Source organism: Parabacteroides gordonii MS-1 = DSM 23371 (assembly GCF_000969825.1).
GTDB classification, from domain to species: Bacteria; Bacteroidota; Bacteroidia; order Bacteroidales; family Tannerellaceae; genus Parabacteroides; species Parabacteroides gordonii.
In genome coordinates this window covers 1,989,381-2,013,990 of record NZ_KQ033919.1, presented here as the reverse complement: position 1 = coordinate 2,013,990, position 24,610 = coordinate 1,989,381, and the positions used below count along the sequence as shown (strand labels likewise).

Sequence of the window (24,610 nt, the reverse complement as noted above, 5' to 3'; positions counted from 1 at the left end):
GCACAATGGGAAATATAAAAGTTGCCGTTATCGGTTTGGGATATGTAGGATTGCCGTTGGCAAGATTGTTTGCAACGCGTTATCCTGTCATTGGTTTCGATGTAAAGGTAGAAAGGGTGGCGGCTCTGAAAGCCGGAAAGGATGTCACGCAGGAGATTTCGGACGAATGCCTGTCCGCCGTTCTCCTTCCCGGATTGCCGGCTGATGGCGAAACAGGTTTGTATTGTACTTCCGATATAAATGATCTGGCTGTCTGCAATTATTATATAGTGGCTGTTCCGACACCGGTGGACAGTCACAATAGTCCGGATCTGACTCCTTTGTATCGTGCCAGTGAAACAGTCGGCAAGGTGCTGAAGAAGAATGATATTGTGATTTACGAGTCTACCGTTTGTCCGGGAGTGACAGAAGAGGAATGTGTTCCTATTCTCGAGAAAACATCCGGTCTGGCTTTTAACCGGGATTTCTTTGCCGGTTATTCTCCCGAGCGTATCAATCCGGGAGACAAGGAGCATACGGTAGAAAAGATTATGAAGGTAACTTCCGGTTCGACACCGGAGACGGCAGAAAAAGTCGATGCGCTCTATCGCTCTGTAATTACGGGAGGAACATTTCCTGTATCCAGCATCCGTGTGGCGGAAGCCTCCAAGGTGATTGAAAATACCCAGCGCGATATCAATATAGCTTTTGTAAATGAGTTGTCTAAAATCTTTCATCTGTTGGATATAGATACGAATGAGGTGCTGGCAGCAGCCGGAACGAAATGGAACTTTCTCCCGTTCAAACCGGGACTGGTTGGAGGGCATTGCATCGGTGTCGACCCTTATTATCTGATCCGTAAGGCGGAGGATTATGGATATCATCCCGGACTGATTCTGCACGGTCGCCGTATTAATGATACGATGGGTGAATATATAGCCAACCGGGTCGTCAAATGTATGATCAAGAAAGATGTTCCTGTGAAGTCTTCAGAGATATTGATGCTGGGCTTCACCTTTAAAGAAAACTGTCCGGATGTGCGGAATACCAAAGTGGGCGATGTTGTCCGTGTTTTGAAGGATTATGGAATAAACGTTTCCGTATATGATCCTTGGGCTCGTCCGGAGGAAGTTCGGAAGGAGTATGGCATCGATCTGGCTGTCTCTTTATCCGGTAATAAAAAGTATGATGCGGTAGTGCTGGCGGTAGCACATAAGGAATTTATGACCCTCGATATACCGTCGCTTGTAAAAGAAAACCATGTAGTATATGACGTGAAAGGTTGTCTGAACCCGGAATGGGTAGACGATCGTCTATAACAAAATAACAAACAGAACGTATAGAATGAAAACAAAGACGCTCTTTTCTATTTTTATTTGTTGCCTGTTATCACTATCCTCCGTACAGGCTGGCAACTGGTGGGATAAAGTACCCTTATTAGTCTATACTCCCCGCTATTTTGGAGCCAATGCCTTTCCTATACCGGAGATGTTGGGAGGAAAGCTTTCATCCCGTTGGGAAGTCGAACTCAGGGGTGAATATCATACGATGCCGGGGGATAAGACCAAAGATGTTTTTGCCCGTTTGTATATCCCCATTGCCAAAGGACGTGCCGGTGTTACGGTTCAGGGAGTGATCCAGGAATGGTATGAGACTTCACCGGAAGTGCGTGACGAACGTAATGCCGTGGAGGTAAAACAGCCTATCCCTTGTCATGGGGATGCTATTTTCGGTTTCCATTATCAGGCTCTTACCAGTGAAAAGTGGATGGATATCATCGTAAGTGCCAATCTGAAAACGGCCAGCGGAGGACGCTTGTGTGATGCCCGTTATACGGATGCCGCCTCTTATTGGTTCGATTGCAATATAGGACGTACGTTATGGAATAATCCGGAAAAGACGCTTTCTGTCCGTGCACAGGGAATGGTCGGCTTTTATTGCTGGATGACAAACAGTATTCAGAACCGGCAGAATGATGCACTTTGTTACGGGCTCGGCTTGCAGGGAACCTGCCATAATTTTACGTTGGATGTAGATTATTCCGGTTTTCGTGGTTACAGGGGAGAAGGGGATAAGCCGATGGTTTTCCGTTCCAAGCTAAATTATGAGATTAAGAAAAACATTGTCTCGTTCAGATATAAGCACGGTTTGCAGGATTATCTGTATGATACTTTCTCGCTGGCTTATATCCGTTGCTTCTGATCCGTTTTATTTTCGTCCGAAGTCAGCCGGTATCTCACCCCATACCGCCGTCTCCCATTTCAGGATGGTGGTGGTATAAGTGTTGGAGTTGAGCCATTTCTCGGCACGTTCTATCAGTTCGAAGATCGGTTCGTTGACTGGTTCGCGTTCGAGTAATGTTTTACATTTCTTCTTTTTTACCCAGATGATGGCGTTGCGGCTGTCTGAATAAATAGGCAGGTCGCTTCCTTTCTGCTTCAGCAACGCCAGGCCATGTACAAGGGCGAGGAATTCACCGATATTATTGGTGCCCTTTTTCAACGGCCCGATATGGAAGATTTCCTGTCCGGTAGCCGTGTAAACGCCGCGATACTCCATATCCCCCGGATTACCGCTGCAGGCAGCATCGACAGCCAGACTCTCATTGATAGGCTTTCCGATGGGAGCCTGTGGAGCCAGGTTGGAAGCAGCTTTGGCTGATGACGCAGCTTTCAAGTAATAAGAATACCCTTTTTCGAAAGCCTCGGCAGCCTCTTCGCGGGTTTCGAACGATTTGTATTTGGCACCATCCTGTCCTTCAACCTGCATCTTGCACTCCGCCCAGTTGTCATAAACTCCCGGGTTCAGCCCTTTCCATACTACATAATATTTGTTCTTCGCCATTGTCTGCTATTATTCAGATAAGAGTACAAAGGTAATACATCGGAACGACTTTTTCAGATCCCAACTATAATTTAAGGAAATCATAGTTATGAGGAAAAAAAACTTTACATTTGCGGTAAACAATCATATACGAGATGAAGCGTATTTTTTTGATAGGTTATATGGGAGCCGGAAAGACGACGGTCGGAAAAGACCTGGCGGAACGGATGAAACTCTCTTTTATCGACCTGGACTGTTATATCGAAGCCCGCTATCACAAAACTGTCGGGCAGATTTTTGCTGAGAAAGGAGAAGAAGCTTTCCGTGATATTGAACGGCGGATGCTTCAGGAAGTCTCGATGTTTGAAGACGTATTGATCTCCACAGGCGGCGGTGCTCCCTGTTTCTTTGATAATATGGAGTTCATGAACGCGAACGGGACGACTGTCTATCTGAAAGTTTCGGTGCAAGAACTGGCCAAACGCCTGGAAGCCTGCAAGGGTACCCGTCCGGTGTTGAAAGGACGTTCCGGAGAGGAACTGGTCGCATTTATTGCCGAAAGCCTGGAGAAGAGAACCCCTTTCTATACGAAAGCTTCAATCGTATTTGATGCGGAAGTGATGTTGACAGAGTCGGATGTACATGAAATATCGGAAGCATTAGAAAATATATTATAATATAATAAGGTAAAGGCAATTGCAGGAGTTGCCGACAGGAGTCGTATTATGGAAGCAACAGGAGGCAAGCAGGTACAGGGGGCATATATCCCTCAGGAACTGTTGAAGGAATTGAATAAGGTAAGCAACCGCTTACTGATTGGTATCCCTCGCGAACGGAAAGAAGGGGAAAAGCGTTTGGTGCTTACTCCCGAAGCTGTCGATATGCTGACCGATCGCGGACATCATGTGCTGGTAGAATCCGGAGCCGGACTGGGTATAAACTATTCCGATAACCATTATTCCGAGGCAGGAGCTCAGATAGTCGCTACCCCGGCTGAAGTATTCCAGGCCGATATTATCCTGAAAATCCTTCCCCCGTTGCCGGAAGAAATCCTGTTGATGAAACCCCGTTCGACCATATTCTCGATGGTGCAGCTCAACCTTTTTGCCGCTGAAGCCTTCGAACTGATGATGGCCAAACGTATTACGGCTATCGCTTACGAACTGATGTCGGACGACCAGAAAAGATGCCCGGTATTGAATATCATATCCGAGATAGAAGGAACCGCTTCAATTACCATCGCTTCCGAGCTGTTAAGCAATACGCAGGGGGGAAAAGGAATCCTGTTGGGGGGAATCCCCGGCGTCTCACCGACCGAGGTCGTTATTGTCGGAGCCGGTAATGCCGGGACAGTTGCTGCCCGTGCCGCCCTGGCGCTGGGAGCTTCGGTGAAAGTCTTTGACGATGATATTAATAAGCTTCGTACCATTCAGCAGGTGTTGGGGCAGGGACTTTTTACTTCCAATTTCCATCCGAACGTATTGCACAACGCTTTCCGTACCGCCGATGTGGTGATCGGAGCTATGCGTTATATCAATACCCGTTACCGTTACGTGATTGCGGAGGAACTGATCCGTACCATGAAGCGGGGCTCACTGGTGATCGATCTGCGTATCAGCCAGGGAGGATGTTTTGAGACTACCTGCTGTTTGGGTAAAGCAGATCCGACCGTGTTTGAACAATATGGCGTATTGCATTACTGCAAACCCAATATCAGTAACCGGGTGGCACGTACCACTTCAATGGCTTTCAGTAATATATTCGTACCCGTTTTCCTCTCGCTGGGGGATGCCGGGTCGGTCCAGAATATGATAAAGACAGATGATGGCTTTCGTTCAGGTGTTTACATGTATTGTGGAAAACCTGTAAGCAGTTATGTATCTAATCATTTTAATTTATCATCTAATAACCTGGATCTATATCTATCTGCTTTTTAAGCCCCAAAAGTTTTGAACTAGCCAAGTTTATTCTTTACTTTGCGGAAATCTAACTACAAACAAGCGATTAAAGCTAATATAAGTAATTATGGCAGAACAGACAAAAGTAACAACTTTGGAACAGGTTGTAGTTCGTTTCTCCGGAGACTCCGGAGACGGTATGCAGTTGACCGGAACAATCTTTTCAAATCTGTCGGCTATCCTCGGAAATGAGATCTCTACATTCCCCGACTATCCGGCAGAAATTCGTGCTCCACAGGGAACACTTAGTGGTGTATCGGGATTCCAGGTGCATCTGGGATCGCGCAAGATCTTTACTCCGGGAGATAAGGCAGATGTATTGGTAGCAATGAATCCGGCCGCCCTGAAGGTTAATGTAAAGAATATCAAACAGAATGCGATTGTTATCATAGATACCGATTCTTTCAAAAAGGCTGATCTCGACAAAGCATTGTTCACTACCGACGATCCATTCAAGGAATTAGGTCTGGGAAGTGTGCAGGTGGTTGCCGCCCCGATCTCCACAATGGTGAAAGACGGACTGGCTGAATACGGCCTGGATAATAAGGCTGCTCTGCGTTGTAAGAATATGTTCGCTTTAGGACTTGTTTGCTGGTTGTTCGACCGTCCTCTGGAAGAGGCTATGAACATGCTCCAGAATAAGTTCGCTAAAAAGCCGGCTATCGCAAAGGCTAATATCAAAGTCTTGACCGACGGTTATAACTACGGACACAATATCCACGCAACGGTTTCCACCTATCGTATCGAAAGCGAAAAGGCAGAACCGGGGTTCTATACGGATGTAAACGGAAATAAGGCTACTTCCCTCGGGTTGATTGCCGCTGCCGAAAAGTCCGGCTTGCAGTTGTTCCTGGGAAGTTATCCTATTACCCCCGCTACAGACATCCTGCATGAATTATCAAAACGCAAAGACCTGGGAGTCGTTACTGTACAGGCTGAAGATGAAATAGCCGGTATCTGTACTGCTATCGGTGCCAGTTTTGCCGGTAGCCTGGCTGCTACTTCCACTTCCGGCCCGGGGCTGGCTCTGAAGAGTGAAGCTATCGGTCTGGCTGTTATAGCCGAAATACCTTTGGTGATCATCGACGTACAGCGTGGCGGCCCTTCCACAGGTATGCCTACCAAGAGTGAACAAACCGACCTGATGCAGGCGCTTTACGGCCGTAACGGTGAAAGTCCGCTGGTTGTGATTGCCGCTTCTACTCCGACAGACTGTTTCGATGCTGCTTACTGGGCAGGTAAACTGGCTGTTGAACATATGACTCCGGTTATCCTGTTGACAGATGCTTTCATTGCAAACGGTTCGTCTGCATGGAAACTGCCTGATCTAGACAAGTATCCGGAAATCAAACCGAATTACGTATCTAACTATACGGAAGAAAAGGTGTGGAAAGCATACCGCCGTGATAAAGAAAGTCTGGTTCGTTACTGGGCTATCCCGGGTATGGAAGGTTTCGCACACCGTCTGGGTGGTCTGGAAAAAGACTACGAAACAAGTGCGATCTCAACGGATCCGATCAACCACCAGAAGATGGTTTCTACCCGCCAGGCAAAGATCGACAAGATTGCCGATTATATCCCTGAACTGGAAGTGATCGGTGATCCCGATGCCGACCTGCTGCTGGTAGGATGGGGAGGAACCTACGGACACTTGTATGAAGCAATGGAGACCATGCAGAAACAAGGCAAGAAGGTTGCGATGGCTCACTTCAAGTTCATCAGCCCGCTGCCGAAGAACACGGTTGAAGTACTTTCCAAGTTTAAGAAAGTCGTTGTTGCCGAGCAGAATAACGGACAGTTTGCCAACTACCTGCGTGGTAAAGTTCCCGGATTCAATCCGTACAGATTCAATCGCGTAAAAGGCCAGCCTTTTTTTGTTGCGAGATTAGTTGAGGAATTCACTAAAATATTGGAGGCTTAAAAAATGACAGATATAAAATTCGAACCGAAAGATTATAAGAGCGACCAGTATGTACGTTGGTGTCCGGGTTGTGGAGACCATGCCGTATTGAACTGCTTACACAAAGCAATGGCTGAAGTAGGAGTGGCTCCTCACAATATGGCCGTTATCTCGGGTATCGGGTGTTCTTCCCGTTTACCTTATTATATGAATACTTACGGCTTCCATACCATTCATGGACGTGGTGCTGCTATTGCAACAGGTGTAAAGACGGCTCGTCCCGACCTGAGCGTATGGTTGATCACAGGTGACGGCGACTGTCTGGCTATCGGTGGTAACCATTTCATCCATGCCGTACGCCGTAACATCGATTTGAACATTGTTCTGTTCAACAATAAGATCTATGGTCTGACAAAAGGTCAATACTCTCCGACATCCGAACGCGGTTTCGTCTCCAAGAGTTCTCCTTACGGAACAGTGGAAGATCCGTTTATCCCGGCCGAACTGGCTTTGGGTGCACGCGGAAACTTCTTTGCCCGTGTGATCGATGTAGACCTGAAGAATACAACCGAAGTGTTGGCTGCTTCAGCCCGCCATAAAGGTGCTTCCGTTACCGAAGTATTGGTCAACTGTGTGATCTTTAACGACGGTATCCACAAAAGTATCGTCGATAAGGAATTCCGTGCAGACCGTACTATCTTCCTGCGTCACGGCGAAAAGATGGTCTTCGGAAAAGACGGTAATAAAGGCCTTGTATTGGACGGCTTGAAGCTGAAAGTTGTTACGATCGGTGAAGACGGCTATACGATGGATGATATTCTGGTTCATGATGCCCATGAGAAAGATACGACTCTCCATATGATGCTGGCTATGATGAAAGACGATATGCCTATCGCACTGGGAGTTATCCGCGATGTGGAAGCTCCGGTATACGACCAGGCTGTTCATCAGCAGATAGAGGAAGTACAGACGAAAAATCCGACCCGTAAGCTGAAAGATTTGCTTATGCAGGGTGAGATCTGGGAAGTAAAATAAGATGGAAAAGGCGGTCGGATGATCGCCTTTTTTATTTCAGATAGTACTGTGCCTGAACACTTGAACTGACATTTTTGTTCTATATTGTAAGGTCTGGTTTGCAAATAGACTAGTGTATTTGTTAATTGCATGGAAAAGAGCAATTATTACTGAAAAATTTCCTTAATAGAGTATCAGCAATTAAAAAAAATATTACTTTTGTACCGGTCTTAACAAGGCGGGGTAACAGCAAGTTACAAGTAGGTATCAGAGCCCTGCTGTTTTTAATTTCGAGAGAGAGAAAAGTTATATAAAGTCAATCATTTAAATTATTATCAAGAATGGCTAATTTAGATTTAAGCAAGTACGGAATTACTGGTGTAACAGAAATTGTACACAATCCGTCTTATGAAGTTCTGTTCGCAGAAGAAACAAAACCAGGTCTGGAAGGTTTCGAAAAAGGTCAGGTAACTGATATGGGTGCTGTAAACGTTATGACTGGCGTTTATACAGGACGTTCTCCTAAAGATAAATTCTTTGTAAAGGATGCTACCAGCGAAAACACTGTATGGTGGACATCTGAAGAATATAAAAATGATAACAAACCAGTAGACGAAAAATGCTGGAAGGCGTGTAAAGAATTAGCAACAAAAGAACTTTCTAACAAAAGATTGTTCGTTGTTGACGCATTCTGCGGTGCTAACGAAAACAGCCGTCTGAAACTGCGTTTCATCATGGAAGTAGCATGGCAGGCTCATTTCGTAACAAACATGTTCATCCGTCCTTCAGCTGAAGAACTGGCTAACTTCGGTGAACCTGATTTCGTTATCATGAATGCTTCTAAGGCTAAAGTTGAAAACTACAAAGAACTGGGCTTGAACTCAGAAACTGCTGTAGTATTCAACCTGACTGAAAAGATCCAGGTTATCCTAAACACTTGGTATGGTGGTGAAATGAAGAAAGGTATGTTCTCTTACATGAACTATCTGTTGCCGCTGCAGGGTATGGCTTCTATGCACTGTTCTGCTAACACAGACAAAGAAGGCAAGAGCTCAGCTATCTTCTTCGGTTTGTCAGGTACAGGTAAGACTACATTGTCTACAGACCCGAAACGTCTGTTGATCGGTGATGACGAACACGGATGGGATAACGACGGTGTATTCAACTTCGAAGGTGGTTGCTACGCTAAGACTATCAACTTGAGCAAAGAAAACGAACCGGATATCTGGAACGCTATCAAACGTGACGCTCTGTTGGAAAACTGTACAGTAGACGCTAACGGCGCTATTGACTTCTCTGACAAGTCAGTTACAGAAAACACTCGCGTTTCTTATCCTATCTATCATATCGAAAACATCGTTAAGCCGGTTTCTAAAGGTCCGCACGCAAAACAGGTTATCTTCCTGTCTGCTGATGCATTCGGTGTATTACCCCCGGTATCTATCCTGACTCCGGAACAGACTCAGTACTACTTCCTTTCTGGTTTCACAGCTAAATTGGCTGGTACAGAACGTGGTATCACTGAACCGACTCCTACATTCTCAGCTTGTTTCGGTGCTGCTTTCTTGTCATTGCACCCGACTAAATACGGTCAGGAACTGGTTAAGAAAATGGAAATGGCTGGTGCTAAGGCTTATCTGGTTAACACAGGTTGGAACGGTAGCGGCAAACGTATCTCTATCAAAGATACTCGTGGTATCATCGACGCTATCCTGGACGGTTCTATCGACAAAGCTCCGACTAAGGTTATTCCTTATTTCGACTTCGTTGTTCCTACAGAACTTCCGGGTGTTGATCCGAAGATCCTTGATCCTCGCGACACTTATGCTGACGCTGCTCAGTGGGACGAAAAAGCTAAAGATTTGGCAGGCCGCTTCCAGAAGAACTTCGCTAAGTTCACTGGTAACGAAGCTGGTAAGGCTTTGGTTGCTGCTGGTCCGAAATTGTAATTTCCCTACCGGAGATAAGTTTTTATCAAAGGTTAAGAATAAAGCTATTGAAAAGCGTAGAACATCATGTTCTACGCTTTTTTTTATATATTTGAATGAATTTTATTATAATTGTTAGCGTATTTTAATTTCTATTGCTATCTTTACCGCATATTATCTGTTAATGTGGGGTTTTAAGGTATAATGATTAAACGTTTATTACTGTTTTTCGGAGTCGTATTGTTCTTGTCGTCATGCGGCGGGGACGTCCCTTACCGGATTGAAGGCAAATTGTCTAATCTGGAAGATGAGACGCTATATGCCGTTTTTGAGAATGACAGTTATAAAGTAGTCGATACCATCACCTGCGAAAAACCCGGACAGTTCTCTATCAAACGGAGTGAAGGCGACTTCAATACGGTAACTATCTTCTTTGATCATAAAAAGCGCTGGGCAACGGCTTACCTGATACCGGGCGAGAAAGTGACGATAACGGGTGATGCCCTTTATCCGGCTCTGTTGCAGGTAAAAGGCGGACGTATTAACGACCAGTTGACGGTTTTCCGTAAAGGCGTCAACCCCTTGCTGAAGGAACAGGCTGATTTGATCAATATCCTGAATAATAAGAGTAATCATACCAATACAATAGAGGAGACGGATATTCCTTCCCGCCTGACGAATGTAACCCATTCGCTGAGTGAGCGTGCTCAGGCCTATATCCAGGAGCATCCGGATGAAGAGGCTTCGGCTGTCCTTTTGCAGTATTTCTTTATGAATCCGGACGATACCCGCAAGATGGACGAACTCTTGGCGGTGCTGAGTCCGAAGCTGAAGGATTTCTACCTGATCCGTAAATTGCAGGAGTATAGTGCCAAGGCGCAGCGTACTTCGCTGGGGGCTGAAGCTCCGGGATTTAATGTGAAGAATATCTACGGGCATACCGTAAGCCTGGATTCTTTCCCCAAACGTTATTTATTGCTGGCTTTTACAGCTCCGTGGTGCGATATGTGCCAGACGGAAGATCTGCTTTTGGATAAGGTCGCTATGAAATATCCGAAAGACAAGGTCGAAATGTTACTGGTCAGTCTGGATGATGATCCGAAGGAAGTCCGTAAGTTGTTGGCTAAAGACAGTATCGACTGGAACCTGGTGACCGACTCGGCCGGTCAGGCTACTATGCTGGTCGACCTGTATAATGTAAATGCGCTTCCGCGCTGTTTCCTGATCGATGAGGATGGTAAGATCATCATGAAAACGGACAACGGCCTGGAAATCGAACAAACACTCGAAAAACTGGTAGAATGATGAGATAACGAATTATAAACTTTCAACCAAAAACCTTTTAATTATGTTAGTAAAATCTTACGCTGCTGCCGTGCAGGGCATTTCTGCAACCATCGTAACCATTGAGGTGAATTGTACAAAAGGCATCCAGTTCTTTCTGGTAGGCCTTCCCGATGTCGCTGTACGCGAAAGTCACGAACGTATCATTTCCGCACTTCAGGTGAGCGGGTATAAATTCCCCCGCAACCGTCTCGTTATTAATATGGCACCTGCCGATATCCGGAAGGAAGGTTCGTCGTACGACCTGCCGCTGGCTATCGGTATACTGGCCGCTGCCGAAGAGCTGGATGCGTCGCGTCTGGATCGTTTTCTGCTGATGGGGGAACTGTCGCTGGATGGTAGTCTGCAACCGGTAAAAGGAGTCCTTCCGATAGCGATCAAAGCACGGGAGGAGGGTTTTAAGGGATTTATCCTTCCGAAGCAGAACGCCCGTGAAGCGGCTGTCGTGAATGACCTGGATGTGTATGGTGCGGAGAATATCAAAGAAGTGATCGAGTTTATTGCCGGCAGACGCGACCTGCAACCTACCGTTGTCAATACGCGGGAAGAGTTTTACGCCCGTCAGCAACAGTTCGAATTCGACTTTTCCGATGTACGTGGACAGGAGAATGTGAAACGTGCCTTGGAAGTAGCTGCGGCAGGCGGTCATAACCTGATCATGATCGGCCCGCCGGGGAGCGGTAAGTCGATGTTGGCGAAACGCCTGCCTACAATCCTTCCCCCGTTCACTTTGCACGAATCGCTCGAAACGACAAAGATCCATTCCGTTGCCGGGAAAATAGGGGTGGAGACATCCCTGATGGTGCAACGGCCGTTCCGTTCCCCGCATCATACCATTTCGAATGTGGCGATGGTAGGTGGCGGTGCTTATCCGCAACCGGGAGAGGTGAGCCTGGCGCATAACGGTGTGCTTTTCCTGGATGAATTGCCGGAGTTCAACCGGAGTGTCCTTGAAGTGATGCGTCAGCCGTTGGAAGACCGGAAGATAACGGTTTCCCGTGCCCGTTTCTCGGTCGATTATCCGGCCAGCTTTATGCTGGTTGCTTCCATGAATCCCTGTCCCTGCGGATATTACAACCATCCCGACCGTCCCTGTCTTTGTCCACCGGGTGCGGTGCAGAAGTATATGAACCGTGTTTCGGGGCCGTTGCTGGATCGGATAGATATACAGGTGGAGATCGTGCCTGTTCCTTTCGAAAAGATCTCCGAACAACGTCCTTCCGAGTCGAGTGCCGATGTCCGTGAGCGGGTGATCAAAGCTCGCTCCGTCCAGGAAAAACGTTTTGCCGGTCACGAAGGTATCTATTGTAATGCCCAGATGAGCACTCAACTTCTTCATACATATGCTGTCCCCGATGCTGCCGGGCTGGCTCTTCTCAAAACAGCCATGCAACGCCTGAGCCTTTCCGCCCGTGCCTACGACCGTATCCTCAAAGTTTCCCGTACCATCGCCGACCTCGACGGCTCTGAAAAGATAGAAGCCCGCCACCTGGCCGAGGCTATCAATTACCGTAATCTGGATAGGGAGAGCTGGGGATTGTAGGAAAAATAGAGTTGTTTTTATTGGGTGAAATGTAATTAATTAGTTACCTTTGTATGAAATGCGGATTTCGATAGGCAATAATGAATATCGGACAATACTGTTTACAGTAGACGATAGGAATGTTATCCTCTCAACCAAAGTTGTTCTTTTGAATGGTTTCCTGAAAAAGTCAACCAAGGACTATGAAAAGCAAATAAAGAAAGCATTGAAACTTATTGATAAATATAACTTATGGGAGATATAATAGTAGAAAATAAAACCAAGCTGTTGAGCTTTACTAAAAGGCTGGTAGAAGAGTATGGTGAATACGGCACTCCGGAGCGTGAAGCTTTTCAGGCAAAGGCCTTAGCCTGGTATTATGGCGAGATACTTCGCGATCGTCGGAAGGAATTGAATTTGACTCAGAAACAGCTGGCGGAACGCATAGGAAAAGAACGTGCTTATATTGCAAAAATCGAGAAAGGTGAAACGGATATGCAACTATCCAGCTTTTTGCATATTGCGAATGCATTAGGGCTAACGGTTGATTTGAAGCCTATTCCCTGATAGCACATAACCTTTCAGCCTTCAGTGCCTTCATCTCTCTTCTAGCTTTTAATTAATAAGGAATAGCCCATGAACCCGGTTTTCATTCCGGGTTCATGGGGCCTTCATAGGGGCTTCATCAAACTTTTATTACATGCCAGAGATTGCCCCGCATCGTATGTCTTTTCGCTATTTCGTTCTTTATGAGGACGCGGGCGAAGGTGTTCATATTGGTTCTGCTTAGATGCACGCCGCTACGTTTTTGCATATCCAGCAGCATCTCGGTGGCCGACAGCCAAAGGCCTTCCTCTCCCGATTCCGCTTTCCGGTAATATTGAAGGAGCAACTGCTCTTCCGCCGGGCATTGCTGAAATCTTCTGTTGTCCTGCATGATAGCGACCTCTTCCTCATGCGTGAACCAATACCGTTCGCCACGCTTCAGCGCATCCAGTGCCTGTGCATACAATTGCTCGTAACAGATTGTCCGGCTGTTATCGATCTGCCCGTTCAGCTCGATACAAAGGAAACGGCGGCTACCTGTCGGGTCGGCCAGCAGGTCGAGGTTGTTGCAGGTCGCCATGAACGAGCCATACCGTTGTCGACTGTGAATACTCTGTCCGTACGGCTGCCTGATCTTCACTTCCGGCTTCTGCAATAAATGTTTCAGGAAAGCTTGCTGCCTGGAACTGATCGAATCGAACTCATCCAGGTTGATCAACGCAAAACGCCCCAACGCCATTTCCGCTTCCCGCCGACTGCTGAAATCGAGACTTTCGGCATAATACTCCCGCAACTCCGGCGGTAGGAGCGATCGGCACCAGGTGGACTTGCCACATCCCTGCGGCCCCACGATAAGCGGAACTACACTGTTGGCATGCATCCTGTCCATCTGCCGCCATTGGGCAACCACTCCCAGGAACCAGATATAAAAACGGTCGCGCCACATCCCGTTTTCCACCAGTAACGAGTCGGCCAGGCTGCGTATCCGGTCTTTTCCGTCCCAGGCCGGCAGATTTCCGAGATAAGTATCCAGCGGATCATAAGAAGGCGTTGCCGTGGAAAAGATAAAACGTTTCACATCCCTGTCCCATAGCTCGATCCCCTCTTTCTGTGCCTCTATGCTGATCGTGTTGATCACCTCGTCCGTCACCGGGCGGAAACGGAAGCAAAAGGAGCACTGCTCCCGGTATTCCATATCACCTCTCAGTTTGTTACGCCGGAATTCATAGCGGCGCGACATAAAATCATCCAGCTGCGCCATCAATACCTGTCCGGACGAAAGCTCCGGCTTGCCGCCGAAATTCTTCTCCACCAGGTAACAGGTATGTATCGTTTCCCGCAGTTCCGGCTCGAACTTGCGGAAACCCGTATGTAGCAATGTCCAGCGTACGGCATCCTCTTCCGGTACCTCGTTACGGAAACAATGTTCGGCCAGGTTCACCAGAAACGCCTGCTTATCGGCTTCCGCTTGGGGAACCGGCGTCGTTGCCAGTGTCTTTTTCAGTGCTACGTTATACAATCGGGCGATGACCTGGTAACGTTCGTAACCCGGCATCAGGTGGAGAAGCGGCTCTTTCTTTTCTTTCGTCCTGTTTTCTGCCTGAATTTCATCCGGTTCCTGTTGCGGTTGGGGCATACGGATCGCGATCGCGTCGGGATTATAATAAAGTCCGGGATCGAACGTGTAACGAACCCCTTTCGACGGCGAAGCACTGGTCGGCGTGACCGGCTGCTGTAATTGTTCCCCGTAGAAGATGACCGCCCGGCGATAGGCATGCGCGTGAAACAGCCTGATCTGCCGTTCTTCGTCCGGCAATGAACCGTCCGGTAGCGTAAAGTGCGTCAGTATCTTTACGCTTCTACCGCTCGAACCGACAAAGGCCGCCAAAGTTTGGAGAATTTCCGCCGCTTTTCCCCGAATTTTCTCCGCTTCGGAGCGGTTGGCAAGCCGATTGATTTCTACCAGGATGATACCGGTATACCGCTTTAGGACGGGGCTGCCCGACGACCGGCTGTAAACTCCGCTGAAAACAGTCACCGGTAACTTCTCCACTTCGGCCGGCCGGCTCTCCGGCATGCAATAATCCAGCATTTCGCGAAATGCCGTTACCGGAATTTGTTTTTGCGCTGTCCGCATCTCTTCCAGTAAGGTTGCCAACGCAATCTTTTTCATCTTTTTGTTCGTGCTATTGTAAATAGTTGCTTCCATATTGATTGATTTTTGATGTTTCTGTCAGCAAATATACAACCGTGATATCCGGTTTAAAGAACACTCCGACCGATAGTTATCCGGTTTTTGCTCTGTCCGCTACTAATAAATAAGTCGTTGTATCTTATGGTTTTGTTCGTTATATTTTATATCTTAGATGCCGACTTCTTATTCTTCCGCCAATTGTAATAAGATCTTTTGCCAGCTGTCGAATAATCTTTCGGCAATAGGCAAACAATCTTTCGACAATTGTCAAAAGATTACTAAGTAGGGACAAAAACAATAAGCACTAGTATATTAACCTATAATTGAATACTATATGGAAGCTAATTACAGAATGGAGCGAAACCCCAACCCCAAAGGCGAGAACGATGAGATGCCGTTGCATCCCCGTCTGATTCCTCATAATACATACAATATTAGAGAGTTGATGCGATACGGCAAAGAGCGGTCTACTTACTCGGAGGCCGATATTGCGGGTGCACTTCGACTGATAACGGATCTGGTGGCGGAAAATCTGCGTTCGGGAAATAATGTCGAGATCGAAGGGCTGGGCTTTTTCAGCGTCTCGCTTCAGTCGCGCCCGGTGATGGACAAGAAGGAGTTGCGAAGCGAGTCGGTGCATTTCAAGAACGTAAACTTCAGGTGCAGCCAGACGTTGAAAGACAGGCTGAAGACAATGCCGCTTACCCGTTTGAAAGAAGAAAAGTTGCGTACTTTCAACGACGATGAGAAATACCGCCGGTTGCAATGGTATATGGATCGCCACCCGTATATCACCGTTATGAAATATCGCGGATTGAACGGCTGCTCGGATTATGCGGCACGGAAAGACCTGGCCGGGTTTGTAGAGAATGGCACGCTCGAGGAGACCGGCACCCGCCATATAGCGATCTATACCCGCCCTGCCGGGAACGACGAACCGGAGCCGGGTAGCCTGATCATCGACTCGAATATCACCACGGATTAGTCTTTTCGATGAAGGCGGAATGAAGGCCGGTATGAATGCGGTCATGGAGTGCGTTCATATTGCAAATTGCTTTGTATTAGTTGAATATGAGGCATATGAAGGCATGAACGCACTTTTCTTGGAAAAGCGATTATGTACCTGAGTTCTTGCAGAACTTAGCTATTCCGGTATTCCTGCGGCCCCATGCCGACATGTCGTTTAAAGTATTTGCCGAAGAAAGACATATTGGTGAAGTTGAGCGAATAGGCGATGTTTTGTACCGAAACATCCGTCGATTTCAATTGCGCCTTTGCATCCATAATGACCATCGACGCAATGATATCCATACATGTTTTCCCTGTGACCTGCCGTATCGTGGTGCTCAGATGTGCCTGTGTAATACCCAGTTTATCGGCATAGAAGGCCACATTCCGTTCCTGGCTGTAATATTGCATGACCAACTGTGTGAAGTCGTGCGCAATCTTTTCGCTTTTGCCCTGTACGGTTTTTATCGTCCGGATGTCTTTGTACAATTCCCCCAGTCCGTAAACCAGTGTGAAAAGTATGTGTTTGATTACCTCTTTACTTATTTTCCCGTAAAAGGTAAGGTACGTTTTAGCAAGCAAGGCCAGATGATCCTGTATGATGGCGGCGACTTCCGCTTTCAGCGGGACGACAGGCGTGGCCTTTATTGTATAGAAGATATCGAGCGTCGGCTTGATCACGTTTGCTTCCGTGATAAACTGCGAGGAATATCCCAGGAAAAAGATCTTCAGATCGCCTTCTACCTTGTGTATCTGAAGGATACTGCCGGGGATGATTGTCACGAAATCGTTCTCTTTTACCTTATATTGGGTCATATCGATCGAAGCCTCGATCTCTCCCCCCATGCAAAGCACGAAGATACCGGCCTTCAGTCGGCAGGGAAAATTGGTGTACATATTCAGTATTTCCCGGCTGATATCCATCCCTACGATCCAGTCTTCGGGTATGTCCAGTTTGGGTAGCTCCTTGGGTATATTTGCGTTCATTTGCTTGCTTGTTTACTGGATGCAAATGTATTTATTATTTTTCAAAGGATGTCGTCTTTTTCTTATAAATAGAACACCGGATTTATCCTTTCCGGTGCTATATCGCATATAATAAAGTGAGTTAGTTAATATGTTTTAAGGCATATCTAATAAAAAGGACAGTAAATCGCATAAATAGACCTTGTGGGATTTTATAATTCAAGGTTACTTTGCACCCGATAAAAAGTGCATATCACATTAGTATATAATATTAAGGTTAGACAATAACCGCAAAAATAGGTAGATGAGGGAAATGGAAATGACGAAAAGACATAGTTCTGCAAGAACTGTGGTATTATTTGCATGTATTTCTGTATTAATAATAGGTTTGTTTGCTTGTGATGACCGGAAAGACGGTTCTTCCGCCCATTCGGGAAAACTCCGTTTAAGTTTGACTGCTGATACAACCTCTCTGAAGAAAGGAGTGAACTCGAATCTGACGAAAGCTGTTTCGGATGAGTTCGAGAAATTCCTGACCGTAGAGGATTACCAGATCCGTATCGTCACAGATAAAGATACAGTAAAATCTTACGACCGCTTCGACAAAATGCCTTCCGAGATCGAACTCCCCGAAGGTGCCTACACAATAGTTGCATCCAAAGGCAACGACCTTCCTGCTGCATTTGAAAATCCTTATTTTGAGGGGAGTACGGCATTTACCATTAAGGAAGGAATGAGCACTCCGCTGGATATGACTTGTACGCTGGGGAATGTGCGGATTACTGCCGAATATACGGATGATTTCAAAGAAGCATATTCCGATTATACGGCTCTGTTAAGTTCCACCTTTGCCACTACCGAATTTGAAATTGCCAAAGGAGAAACGCGGCCGGCTTATATGCAGGTGGCCAAAGAGGGAACAGACGTGGCGATCGGTATCCGTTTAAAGAAGATAAACGCAGAAGAAGAAAAAACATATTACGTGCCGACTGCTTTAAAACTGGAACGCCGCCAGAATGTCCGCTTGGTGTTCAAGACGGATGGCGAGGCGTTGGATGGGATCGGGCTGGATATCGTATTGGATGATACGATGGAAGAGGTGGCGCTGACAACGAAGATTCCTGATTTTATGTGGCAACAGGTGTCAAAACCGACGTTGAGTGCGGCAGGATTTGAAAACGGAGCTTCGATAGAGATAAAAACATCTGTTTTCGATGATGAGCTGCAAGTAGGATTTAATATTCCGGGTGGAGTGAAGTCTTTCTCTGTAAAACGTTGGATAGGTGACGAAGAGGAGGAAGATGCTGAGAGCCTTGATCTGGTCACACAAGCGGACGAGGCATTGAAACAAGGATATTGTTGGATGGTCGGAGAGACTGAAAACGGCAGTTTGTCTAATGCCCGGGCGGGATATATCAGTTTGTTGAAAGCGATCCGGAGTTTACAAGCGGATCCGGATAATCCTGTGACTTATCATTTCGTTTTTCAGGCTGTCGATGCGACCGGTAAGGCATACGAAAGCAATACGATTCGTCTGACTGTGGTCGTTCAACCGGCCGGCGCTCCCTTTATTGACGAGCAGGCATTGGCTTTGCCATCCGAAGCGGTGGAAGGGGATGAATTGGTTGATGTGCTGCAAGCCTCTTTAATAGCAGAAGGATTGATCGATGAAGAGCATACGACCTTGACGTTGACAAGTTCAGCCGGATTGAATGAGGTATTCCGCTTGACAAACGATGATGAACGGAAGAAGTTGTATGAAGGGTATGGCATAGGCGTGGAGAAAATTGCCGATTCCCGATTGGAACTGTATGTTTTCAAGTCGTTTACGACATTCTTGACTGCACCGAAAGAGGGAGGAAGTACTACTTATTCGTTGAAACTGCATCTGCAAGATAAAAACGGAAAGACGGACGAGGTGACGAAAGAGATTGTGGTGAAAGCTCCGAATTTTGAATTGGTAACAGGTAATGGGGATGCTTTTGCTAAACGAATCGTCTTGCGTACGAATTTCTTGGGTAACGAAAATAAGAATAAGTTGACTTATCAATATTTGAATGGAAGTGATTGGACGGATCTTCCGAACCAATCGTTGAAGAAGGATGCTTCCGGCACCCAGTGGGTAGATACTTTGCGTAATTTGACGCCGAAAACGAAATATTCTGTTCGTGCGATATACAACAGGGGGAAAGTTTATGAACGTATCAGCAAAGAGGTAACGGTTGAGACTGAGACGACCGGCACGATTCCGAATGGAGGGTTCGAAGGAAGTTGGTACTCACGAACTATTTCGAAAATGCTTAATGGTGCAAATATAATAGCATCTAGGGTCTCATTAACTGCGAATGATCCGGAGTCGTGGGCAACAGTCAATGTCAAAACTTTTGCAGAGGAGAGCAATGTTAATTCTACTTACAACAGAGTCCCTTCGACTATGAAATATGCCGAAGGATATAGTGGTACTGCTGTTCGATTACGGACGGTGGGATGGGATAATGGAGCTGGCAACACAGTCTCTATTTGTCGTCATGCAGCGGCAGGTAAATTATTCTTAGGTTCTTATGCTTATGATCATAATGCAAATACAGATACTTATGATTATGGTATATCATTTAATTCTCGACCATCTTATGTGAAAGCCTATTATAAATACACACCGGTCAAAGGTGATTCTTTTAAGGCTTGGGCTGTGGTGTTGAATAGGGAAGGTGAAAGGGAGTCTGTTCTTGGTATGGGTGAATTGGTGAAAGGTGAGTCTGTTACCGACTGGGAAGAGATGTGTTTCAAAATCAATTATACAAATTATGAAAAGAAAGCGACTCATATTTATGTCGTCTTTTCTTCTTCTTCCAAATGTTCAGAAAGAGAGGATGTAGAAACTGATAATTTGAAACCGTATCTGAATTTAGGTACGGAGGTGGATGGATATACCCACCATGAAGGTAGTAACCTTTATATTGACAACGTCGAATTAATATACGAATAAGAAAAGATGAAAAGAAATATACTATACTGTTGTCTGTGTGCCGTATTGCTGGGTTTGTCGGCTTGCGGTGACGAGCCGGAAAACAAGGTGACTGGCTTTGAGGAAGGAACGGGTGGTCTGCGACTGATGGCGGGTTATTCTACTGAAATAAAGGTTCCGGTCATTACCCGGAGTGCGGATTTCAGTGGTTTGGCAGTTAAAGACCTACATATAGTGATTACTGATAACAAGGACAATTCCGTGAAGCTGGATAAGGTGTACGGTGATTTGTTGAATGAAGAAGAGGGGGGATTACCTATTGTTCTTCCATTGGGAGAATATACAGTTAAAGCCTGTACGACAACAGATACAGCCGAGGGTGTGACGGAAATACCCTATTTTATGGCTGAGAATGATAAAGTAAGGGTAGAAGAAAAACAAATATCCAATGTCTCTCTTCGTTGTACATTTGAGAGTATAGGTGTGGAACTAGCCGTTTCCGACCAGTTCAAGCAGTTGATGGAAGAACAACCGAATAACTATTCTTACCAGGTAACAGTCTCCAATGGAATCGTTTCCAGAGAGTTTACTCCGGATAAAATGACGGCTGTCTATTTTCTGGACGCTTGTAAAGCTTTGGTTGTAAAGGTGAAAGTTAGGCTAGGTGCTTCCAATAGCTGGTATCCGGAACGAACCTATTACGTAAAAAACAGTTTGAATACGCCTGCCACCTCCCCGCAATTGGGAGAGTATTATGTTATACACCTGGATGCAGGGGCTGAACAGGAAGAAGCTTTGTCATTGAAATCGGTAACACAGGAGATAAAAGAATAAACAGATGAAGTACGTACGAATATATTGTAGTCTTTTATTATTTCTTTCTTTCTTGTTTTCTTGCGAGATGAAGAAAGATCTGTTTGGTGAAAAAGACGGGCAAACGGGAGATGGCGTGTCGATAGAGAATGTCGGTTTGCTTGATTTGGAAGTAAGTGCAGAAAAAGAGATTCCGGTACCGGGAACTAAAGGGGATGCTGATGAAACATTGAACTCGGATGAGTTTGGCGTTTCCATTTTAGATAGTTTAGGGCAAGTAGTAAAGGCATACGCCTCGTATGCCGAGCTGAAAGAAGCAGGCGAATTGTTGTTGCCTCCCGGGCTTTATCATGTGGTGGCTAGTCTGGGGGATGATGTGAATGCCGGATTCAACCGACCCTATTATGCAGGTGATACCACTTGTGTGGTCTCGGCTAAAGAGGTGGCAAAAGTGGTAACGAACTGTCGGTTACAAAATAAAAAAATACAGTTTGGCTTTTCTGATAAATTCCAGCAGGAGTTTTTAGGGGATTATACGATCGTGGCAGACAATGGCTTAGGAGTGTTGACTATTCCGGCGGAAGAGAAGCGGATTGCTTATCTGAAAAACAGCGGAACTTTACGCTTTACAGTATATGCCACGACAAAAGAAAATAAGGCTTGTACCTATTCGGTAGACCTATCCAAAGAAGAGACTGTGTTGGAACATAATAATGTATATATAGAATTGGGCACCGAGCCGATGAAACCCGAAACCCCTGATACACCGGGTGGAGGTGGTGATGGTGAGGGAGAAGAACCCGAACTGCCGGAGGATCCGGAAGAACCGGGCGATTCGTCACAAACGGTAGCTCGCCCCTTGTTGAAAGTGGATATATCTTTGGTGGAAAAGGACTATGTGATTGAAGTACCCTCTGTCTTTGAAGAGTCGGGAAAACCGGATACACCGGGAGGAGGCACGGATACGCCCGGAGGTGGAGACGGACCGGGAGGGGATACGCAACAGAAGATTGGTATAACCGGAACGATCGATGGCAAGTCGTTTAATGTCAATCAAGCACAGACAATTACTTCTGCTACTAAAAGTGTGGTGATTAACTTGTATTTACCGACAGGCTTGTCTCAGTTGGGTGTGGATGTGGCGATCGGAGCAGATATCAATTTGTCACTTGACTTGCTAAATAAGTCTTCAGTAGATGAAGTGAATGCTATTCTGGCTAACTTAGGTAAGAAATTAGTAGTCCCATCCAAAGGGGATAAAGGAAACCTGAAGTTTGATATATCGGGCTTCTTGGGACTGATGGATACGAATAACTCGTTTAAGATTTCTTTGGGAGACAAGAATGGGGAGACGACGAGTGCAACTATAAAGTTGAATAAGAAATAAGCGATGAACATGGACTATAAAAAGATAATAGGATACACTCTTTGCCTCTTGATGGCTTTTTGTCTTTCCTGTAAAGACGAGACAGAGGGAATACCGACAGGCATGCTTTATTTGAATGTGGAGGAGGATGCTTCTTTGCAAACCCGGGCTACGTCGGAGGTGACGTATGAGTCGCTTCGGGTAGCTATTATCAAAGGGGAGGAAGATACGCTGAAAGTCTACAACGATTACCTGGAGGAGGTAAAAGGCGAACGGTTGATATTGCCGATCGGGACATATACGGTTGCCGTTACTTCCAACCATGATGGGACAGCGGCATGGGAATCTCCTTTCTATCAAGGACAGGAAACGGTGGAAGTGAAACAAGGCGAGATAACGAATGCAAAGGTGACTTGTACCATTCACAATACAAAAGTATCGGTAGATGCTTCACAGTTGAAAGATTATTTTACCGATTATCAAACGGAAGTGAGTAATTCTTCCGGCTCTTTGATCTATACCCGTGACGAATATCGTGCCGGATATTTTGCTCCGGAAAAGTTGGCGGTCAAGCTCAAGCTGGTGAACCGGGATGGTAACGAATTTGTCATTAAACGGGTCTATCCGAATATCGAGCCGAAATATCATTATACTTTTAAGTTTGAAATAGATAACCAGGGACCGGGTGATACGAATGCCGGTATCGATTTCGATATCACTATTGATGAGGAACATAAAGAAATAACCTGTCCGATCTTTATCCGTAAAGAGGATTTGACACAAAAGGGAGAGCCTTCTTTGCTTCTTCGCGGTTTTAAGGATGAAGGTATATTCCAGCAACCGGAGATAGTGGACGGGGTAGAACCTCCGGCAGCCGGAACTGTTGGCTTGGTTTATCGTATCGGTAAAAAGAATAGTGTACAGTCGTTTAAGGTGACAACCAACTCCCCGGTATTTTCGGCAGCCGGATTAGCGGAGTTTGAGATGACCGATGAAACGGTTGCAATGCAGGCTGCTCGGTTGGGATTTCCGCGTTTGCCGGGGGTAGCGGGTAAAGAAGAAGAACTTTATCTCAACTATGAGTTGGATCTTTCGGGGATATTGCCTTATTTGAAGACGGTAGACCGCAAACCGACAGTGCATGCTTTCACGGTTACGTTGCTTGACAATATCAATCAGGAAACATCCATTGATTTCTCTTTCAAGATAATGCCGGATGTGGATGCTTATGTGGAAGAGCCTGTAAAATGGACGCACTTCGCTGTATTGAAAGGTGTCTGTCTGGACGAATCCAGCTATTTCATGTTGAAAGCGGCAGAGGGAGAACCGAAGAAGGTAGATGTTGTCCAGCGAGATGCGGAAGGAAATCTGTCGGCTTTGGTGGTTGGATTGACACCGGGTACAGACTATTCGTATTGGATTGAATCGGCGGATAATAGTGCGATGAAATGCGAACCGACAGGCTTTAGCTTAGCTAAACCATTGGAGGTGCCGGGATTGAATATGGACGATTGGGGAACACGGAGCGGACAGGGAGCTATCGGAGGAAATGTCTCTTATCCTTGCTTAAATGGAGTGAATAGTTCCGGAGGTGTGTACTGGGAATCCGGAAACCGGGGTGCTGCATCCGGGGGGGAAGTCCTGCTGCAGGGAGAAAGCACGGATGTCAAACAGGGGAAAGCTGCCAAACTGACTTCTCGTTGGGCAGGGGCTATTGGTATCGGTGCGTTCTCTGCAGGTAGTCTATTTTCTGGTTCTGTGCAAGATGTATCTACGGCAGGGGCTAAGCTGAAGTACGGGCAACTGCATAATGGTTATCCGACAGCCTTACAGGGATGGTATAAATATCATCCGGGCAAGATCAATTGGGTGGATAATAAAGAGACATCGACAAACGAAACAGATGAAGCAATTATTTATGCGGCATTGACTACCAAACAATATATCTTGGAATCGTTGCGTACAAATATTGGTGGAGTTATAACTTTTGATCCTACCGATGGTGGCGTGATTGCTTATGGCGAGATGAGGACTCAGCAGGAAGTTACAACTTATGAACAGTTCAATATTCCGTTAGTCTATGCTCGATTGCCGAAAGCAGAGGAGAAAGTCTACCTTATTATTATGGCTGCATCAAGCAGTAAGGGAGAGTTTTTCAAAGGATCGACGGATAGTTGGTTGCTTTTGGATGAGTTCGAATTGCTTTACGACTACAATGATTCTGCTGTTCCAGCTTCGGTAGTTGGAAATATGGTTTCGGTAAATATAAACGACAAATAACGAA

19 protein-coding genes are annotated in these 24,610 nt (G+C 46.1%); 16 read left to right on the top strand and 3 right to left on the bottom strand.

Annotated features, from left to right (window positions below):
* Window positions 1-5: 5 nt before the first annotated feature.
* Complete coding sequence (locus tag HMPREF1536_RS07985; protein WP_028726514.1) at window positions 6-1,298, top strand: nucleotide sugar dehydrogenase; 1,293 nt, start codon at window positions 6-8, stop codon at window positions 1,296-1,298.
* A 25-nt stretch (window positions 1,299-1,323) separates the two neighbouring features.
* Window positions 1,324-2,181 (top strand): hypothetical protein, encoded by an 858-nt coding sequence (locus tag HMPREF1536_RS07980; protein WP_028726513.1) that lies wholly within the window; start codon window positions 1,324-1,326, stop codon window positions 2,179-2,181.
* Between the two features lie 6 nt (window positions 2,182-2,187).
* Here HMPREF1536_RS07980 and HMPREF1536_RS07975 read toward each other — a convergent pair whose 3' ends face one another.
* Window positions 2,188-2,823 (bottom strand): ribonuclease H1 domain-containing protein, encoded by a 636-nt coding sequence (locus tag HMPREF1536_RS07975; protein ID WP_028726512.1) that lies wholly within the window; start codon window positions 2,821-2,823, stop codon window positions 2,188-2,190.
* A 134-nt stretch (window positions 2,824-2,957) separates the two neighbouring features.
* Between HMPREF1536_RS07975 and HMPREF1536_RS07970 the strand changes: the two genes are divergently transcribed.
* The 9 genes from HMPREF1536_RS07970 to HMPREF1536_RS07930 all read left to right on the top strand — a co-directional run bounded on the left by HMPREF1536_RS07970 (window position 2,958) and on the right by HMPREF1536_RS07930 (window position 13,035).
* The gene (locus HMPREF1536_RS07970) at window positions 2,958-3,479 is read left to right on the top strand and encodes a shikimate kinase (RefSeq protein ID WP_028726511.1); all 522 of its coding nucleotides are present in this window, start codon (window positions 2,958-2,960) and stop codon (window positions 3,477-3,479) included.
* A 48-nt stretch (window positions 3,480-3,527) separates the two neighbouring features.
* Window positions 3,528-4,739 carry an alanine dehydrogenase gene (locus HMPREF1536_RS07965; RefSeq protein WP_028726510.1) on the top strand — a complete coding sequence of 404 codons (1,212 nt, stop codon included), beginning with the start codon at window positions 3,528-3,530 and terminating at the stop codon, window positions 4,737-4,739.
* A gap of 88 nt (window positions 4,740-4,827) precedes the next feature.
* Entirely contained in the window at window positions 4,828-6,681 is a 1,854-nt protein-coding gene (locus tag HMPREF1536_RS07960; protein ID WP_028726509.1) for a 2-oxoacid:acceptor oxidoreductase subunit alpha, read from the top strand.
* 3 nt (window positions 6,682-6,684) lie between these two features.
* Window positions 6,685-7,695 carry a 2-oxoacid:ferredoxin oxidoreductase subunit beta gene (locus HMPREF1536_RS07955; RefSeq protein ID WP_028726508.1) on the top strand — a complete coding sequence of 337 codons (1,011 nt, stop codon included), beginning with the start codon at window positions 6,685-6,687 and terminating at the stop codon, window positions 7,693-7,695.
* Between the two features lie 320 nt (window positions 7,696-8,015).
* Window positions 8,016-9,623: a phosphoenolpyruvate carboxykinase (ATP) gene (gene pckA / locus HMPREF1536_RS07950; RefSeq protein ID WP_028726507.1), complete on the top strand. Its 1,608-nt coding sequence runs from the start codon at window positions 8,016-8,018 to the stop codon at window positions 9,621-9,623.
* A gap of 183 nt (window positions 9,624-9,806) precedes the next feature.
* Window positions 9,807-10,907: a TlpA disulfide reductase family protein gene (locus HMPREF1536_RS07945; RefSeq protein ID WP_028726506.1), complete on the top strand. Its 1,101-nt coding sequence runs from the start codon at window positions 9,807-9,809 to the stop codon at window positions 10,905-10,907.
* Between the two features lie 43 nt (window positions 10,908-10,950).
* Complete coding sequence (locus HMPREF1536_RS07940) at window positions 10,951-12,489, top strand: YifB family Mg chelatase-like AAA ATPase (RefSeq protein ID WP_028726505.1); 1,539 nt, start codon at window positions 10,951-10,953, stop codon at window positions 12,487-12,489.
* A 58-nt stretch (window positions 12,490-12,547) separates the two neighbouring features.
* A complete protein-coding gene (locus tag HMPREF1536_RS07935) occupies window positions 12,548-12,733 on the top strand; it encodes a type II toxin-antitoxin system RelE/ParE family toxin (protein ID WP_052349776.1) in 186 nt (61 codons plus the stop codon).
* Entirely contained in the window at window positions 12,721-13,035 is a 315-nt protein-coding gene (locus HMPREF1536_RS07930; protein WP_044191441.1) for a helix-turn-helix domain-containing protein, read from the top strand. The genes HMPREF1536_RS07935 and HMPREF1536_RS07930 overlap by 13 nt, the downstream gene beginning before the upstream one ends.
* Window positions 13,036-13,153: 118 nt before the next feature.
* Here the strand turns inward: HMPREF1536_RS07930 and HMPREF1536_RS07925 are convergent, their stop codons facing one another.
* Window positions 13,154-15,223: a VapE domain-containing protein gene (locus HMPREF1536_RS07925; RefSeq protein ID WP_028726503.1), complete on the bottom strand. Its 2,070-nt coding sequence runs from the start codon at window positions 15,221-15,223 to the stop codon at window positions 13,154-13,156.
* 319 nt (window positions 15,224-15,542) lie between these two features.
* Here HMPREF1536_RS07925 and HMPREF1536_RS07920 point away from each other — a divergent pair, with 319 nt between their 5' ends.
* Window positions 15,543-16,193, top strand: coding sequence for an HU family DNA-binding protein (locus HMPREF1536_RS07920; RefSeq protein WP_028726502.1), 651 nt, complete (start codon window positions 15,543-15,545; stop codon window positions 16,191-16,193).
* A gap of 155 nt (window positions 16,194-16,348) precedes the next feature.
* Here HMPREF1536_RS07920 and HMPREF1536_RS07915 read toward each other — a convergent pair whose 3' ends face one another.
* A complete protein-coding gene (locus HMPREF1536_RS07915; protein ID WP_028726501.1) occupies window positions 16,349-17,191 on the bottom strand; it encodes a helix-turn-helix domain-containing protein in 843 nt (280 codons plus the stop codon).
* Between the two features lie 295 nt (window positions 17,192-17,486).
* Between HMPREF1536_RS07915 and HMPREF1536_RS07910 the strand changes: the two genes are divergently transcribed.
* Genes HMPREF1536_RS07910 through HMPREF1536_RS07895 form a run of 4 tightly spaced genes read left to right on the top strand, consistent with a single transcriptional unit; the run spans window position 17,487 to window position 24,606 of the window.
* On the top strand, window positions 17,487-20,168 hold the full coding sequence (locus tag HMPREF1536_RS07910) for a DUF4493 domain-containing protein (RefSeq protein ID WP_081693253.1): 2,682 nt from the start codon (window positions 17,487-17,489) through the stop codon (window positions 20,166-20,168).
* A gap of 6 nt (window positions 20,169-20,174) precedes the next feature.
* A complete protein-coding gene (locus tag HMPREF1536_RS07905) occupies window positions 20,175-20,981 on the top strand; it encodes a DUF4493 domain-containing protein (protein WP_028726499.1) in 807 nt (268 codons plus the stop codon).
* 4 nt (window positions 20,982-20,985) lie between these two features.
* Window positions 20,986-22,347: a DUF4493 domain-containing protein gene (locus HMPREF1536_RS07900; protein WP_028726498.1), complete on the top strand. Its 1,362-nt coding sequence runs from the start codon at window positions 20,986-20,988 to the stop codon at window positions 22,345-22,347.
* A gap of 3 nt (window positions 22,348-22,350) precedes the next feature.
* Complete coding sequence (locus HMPREF1536_RS07895; RefSeq protein WP_081693252.1) at window positions 22,351-24,606, top strand: DUF4493 domain-containing protein; 2,256 nt, start codon at window positions 22,351-22,353, stop codon at window positions 24,604-24,606.
* Window positions 24,607-24,610 lie beyond the last annotated feature (4 nt).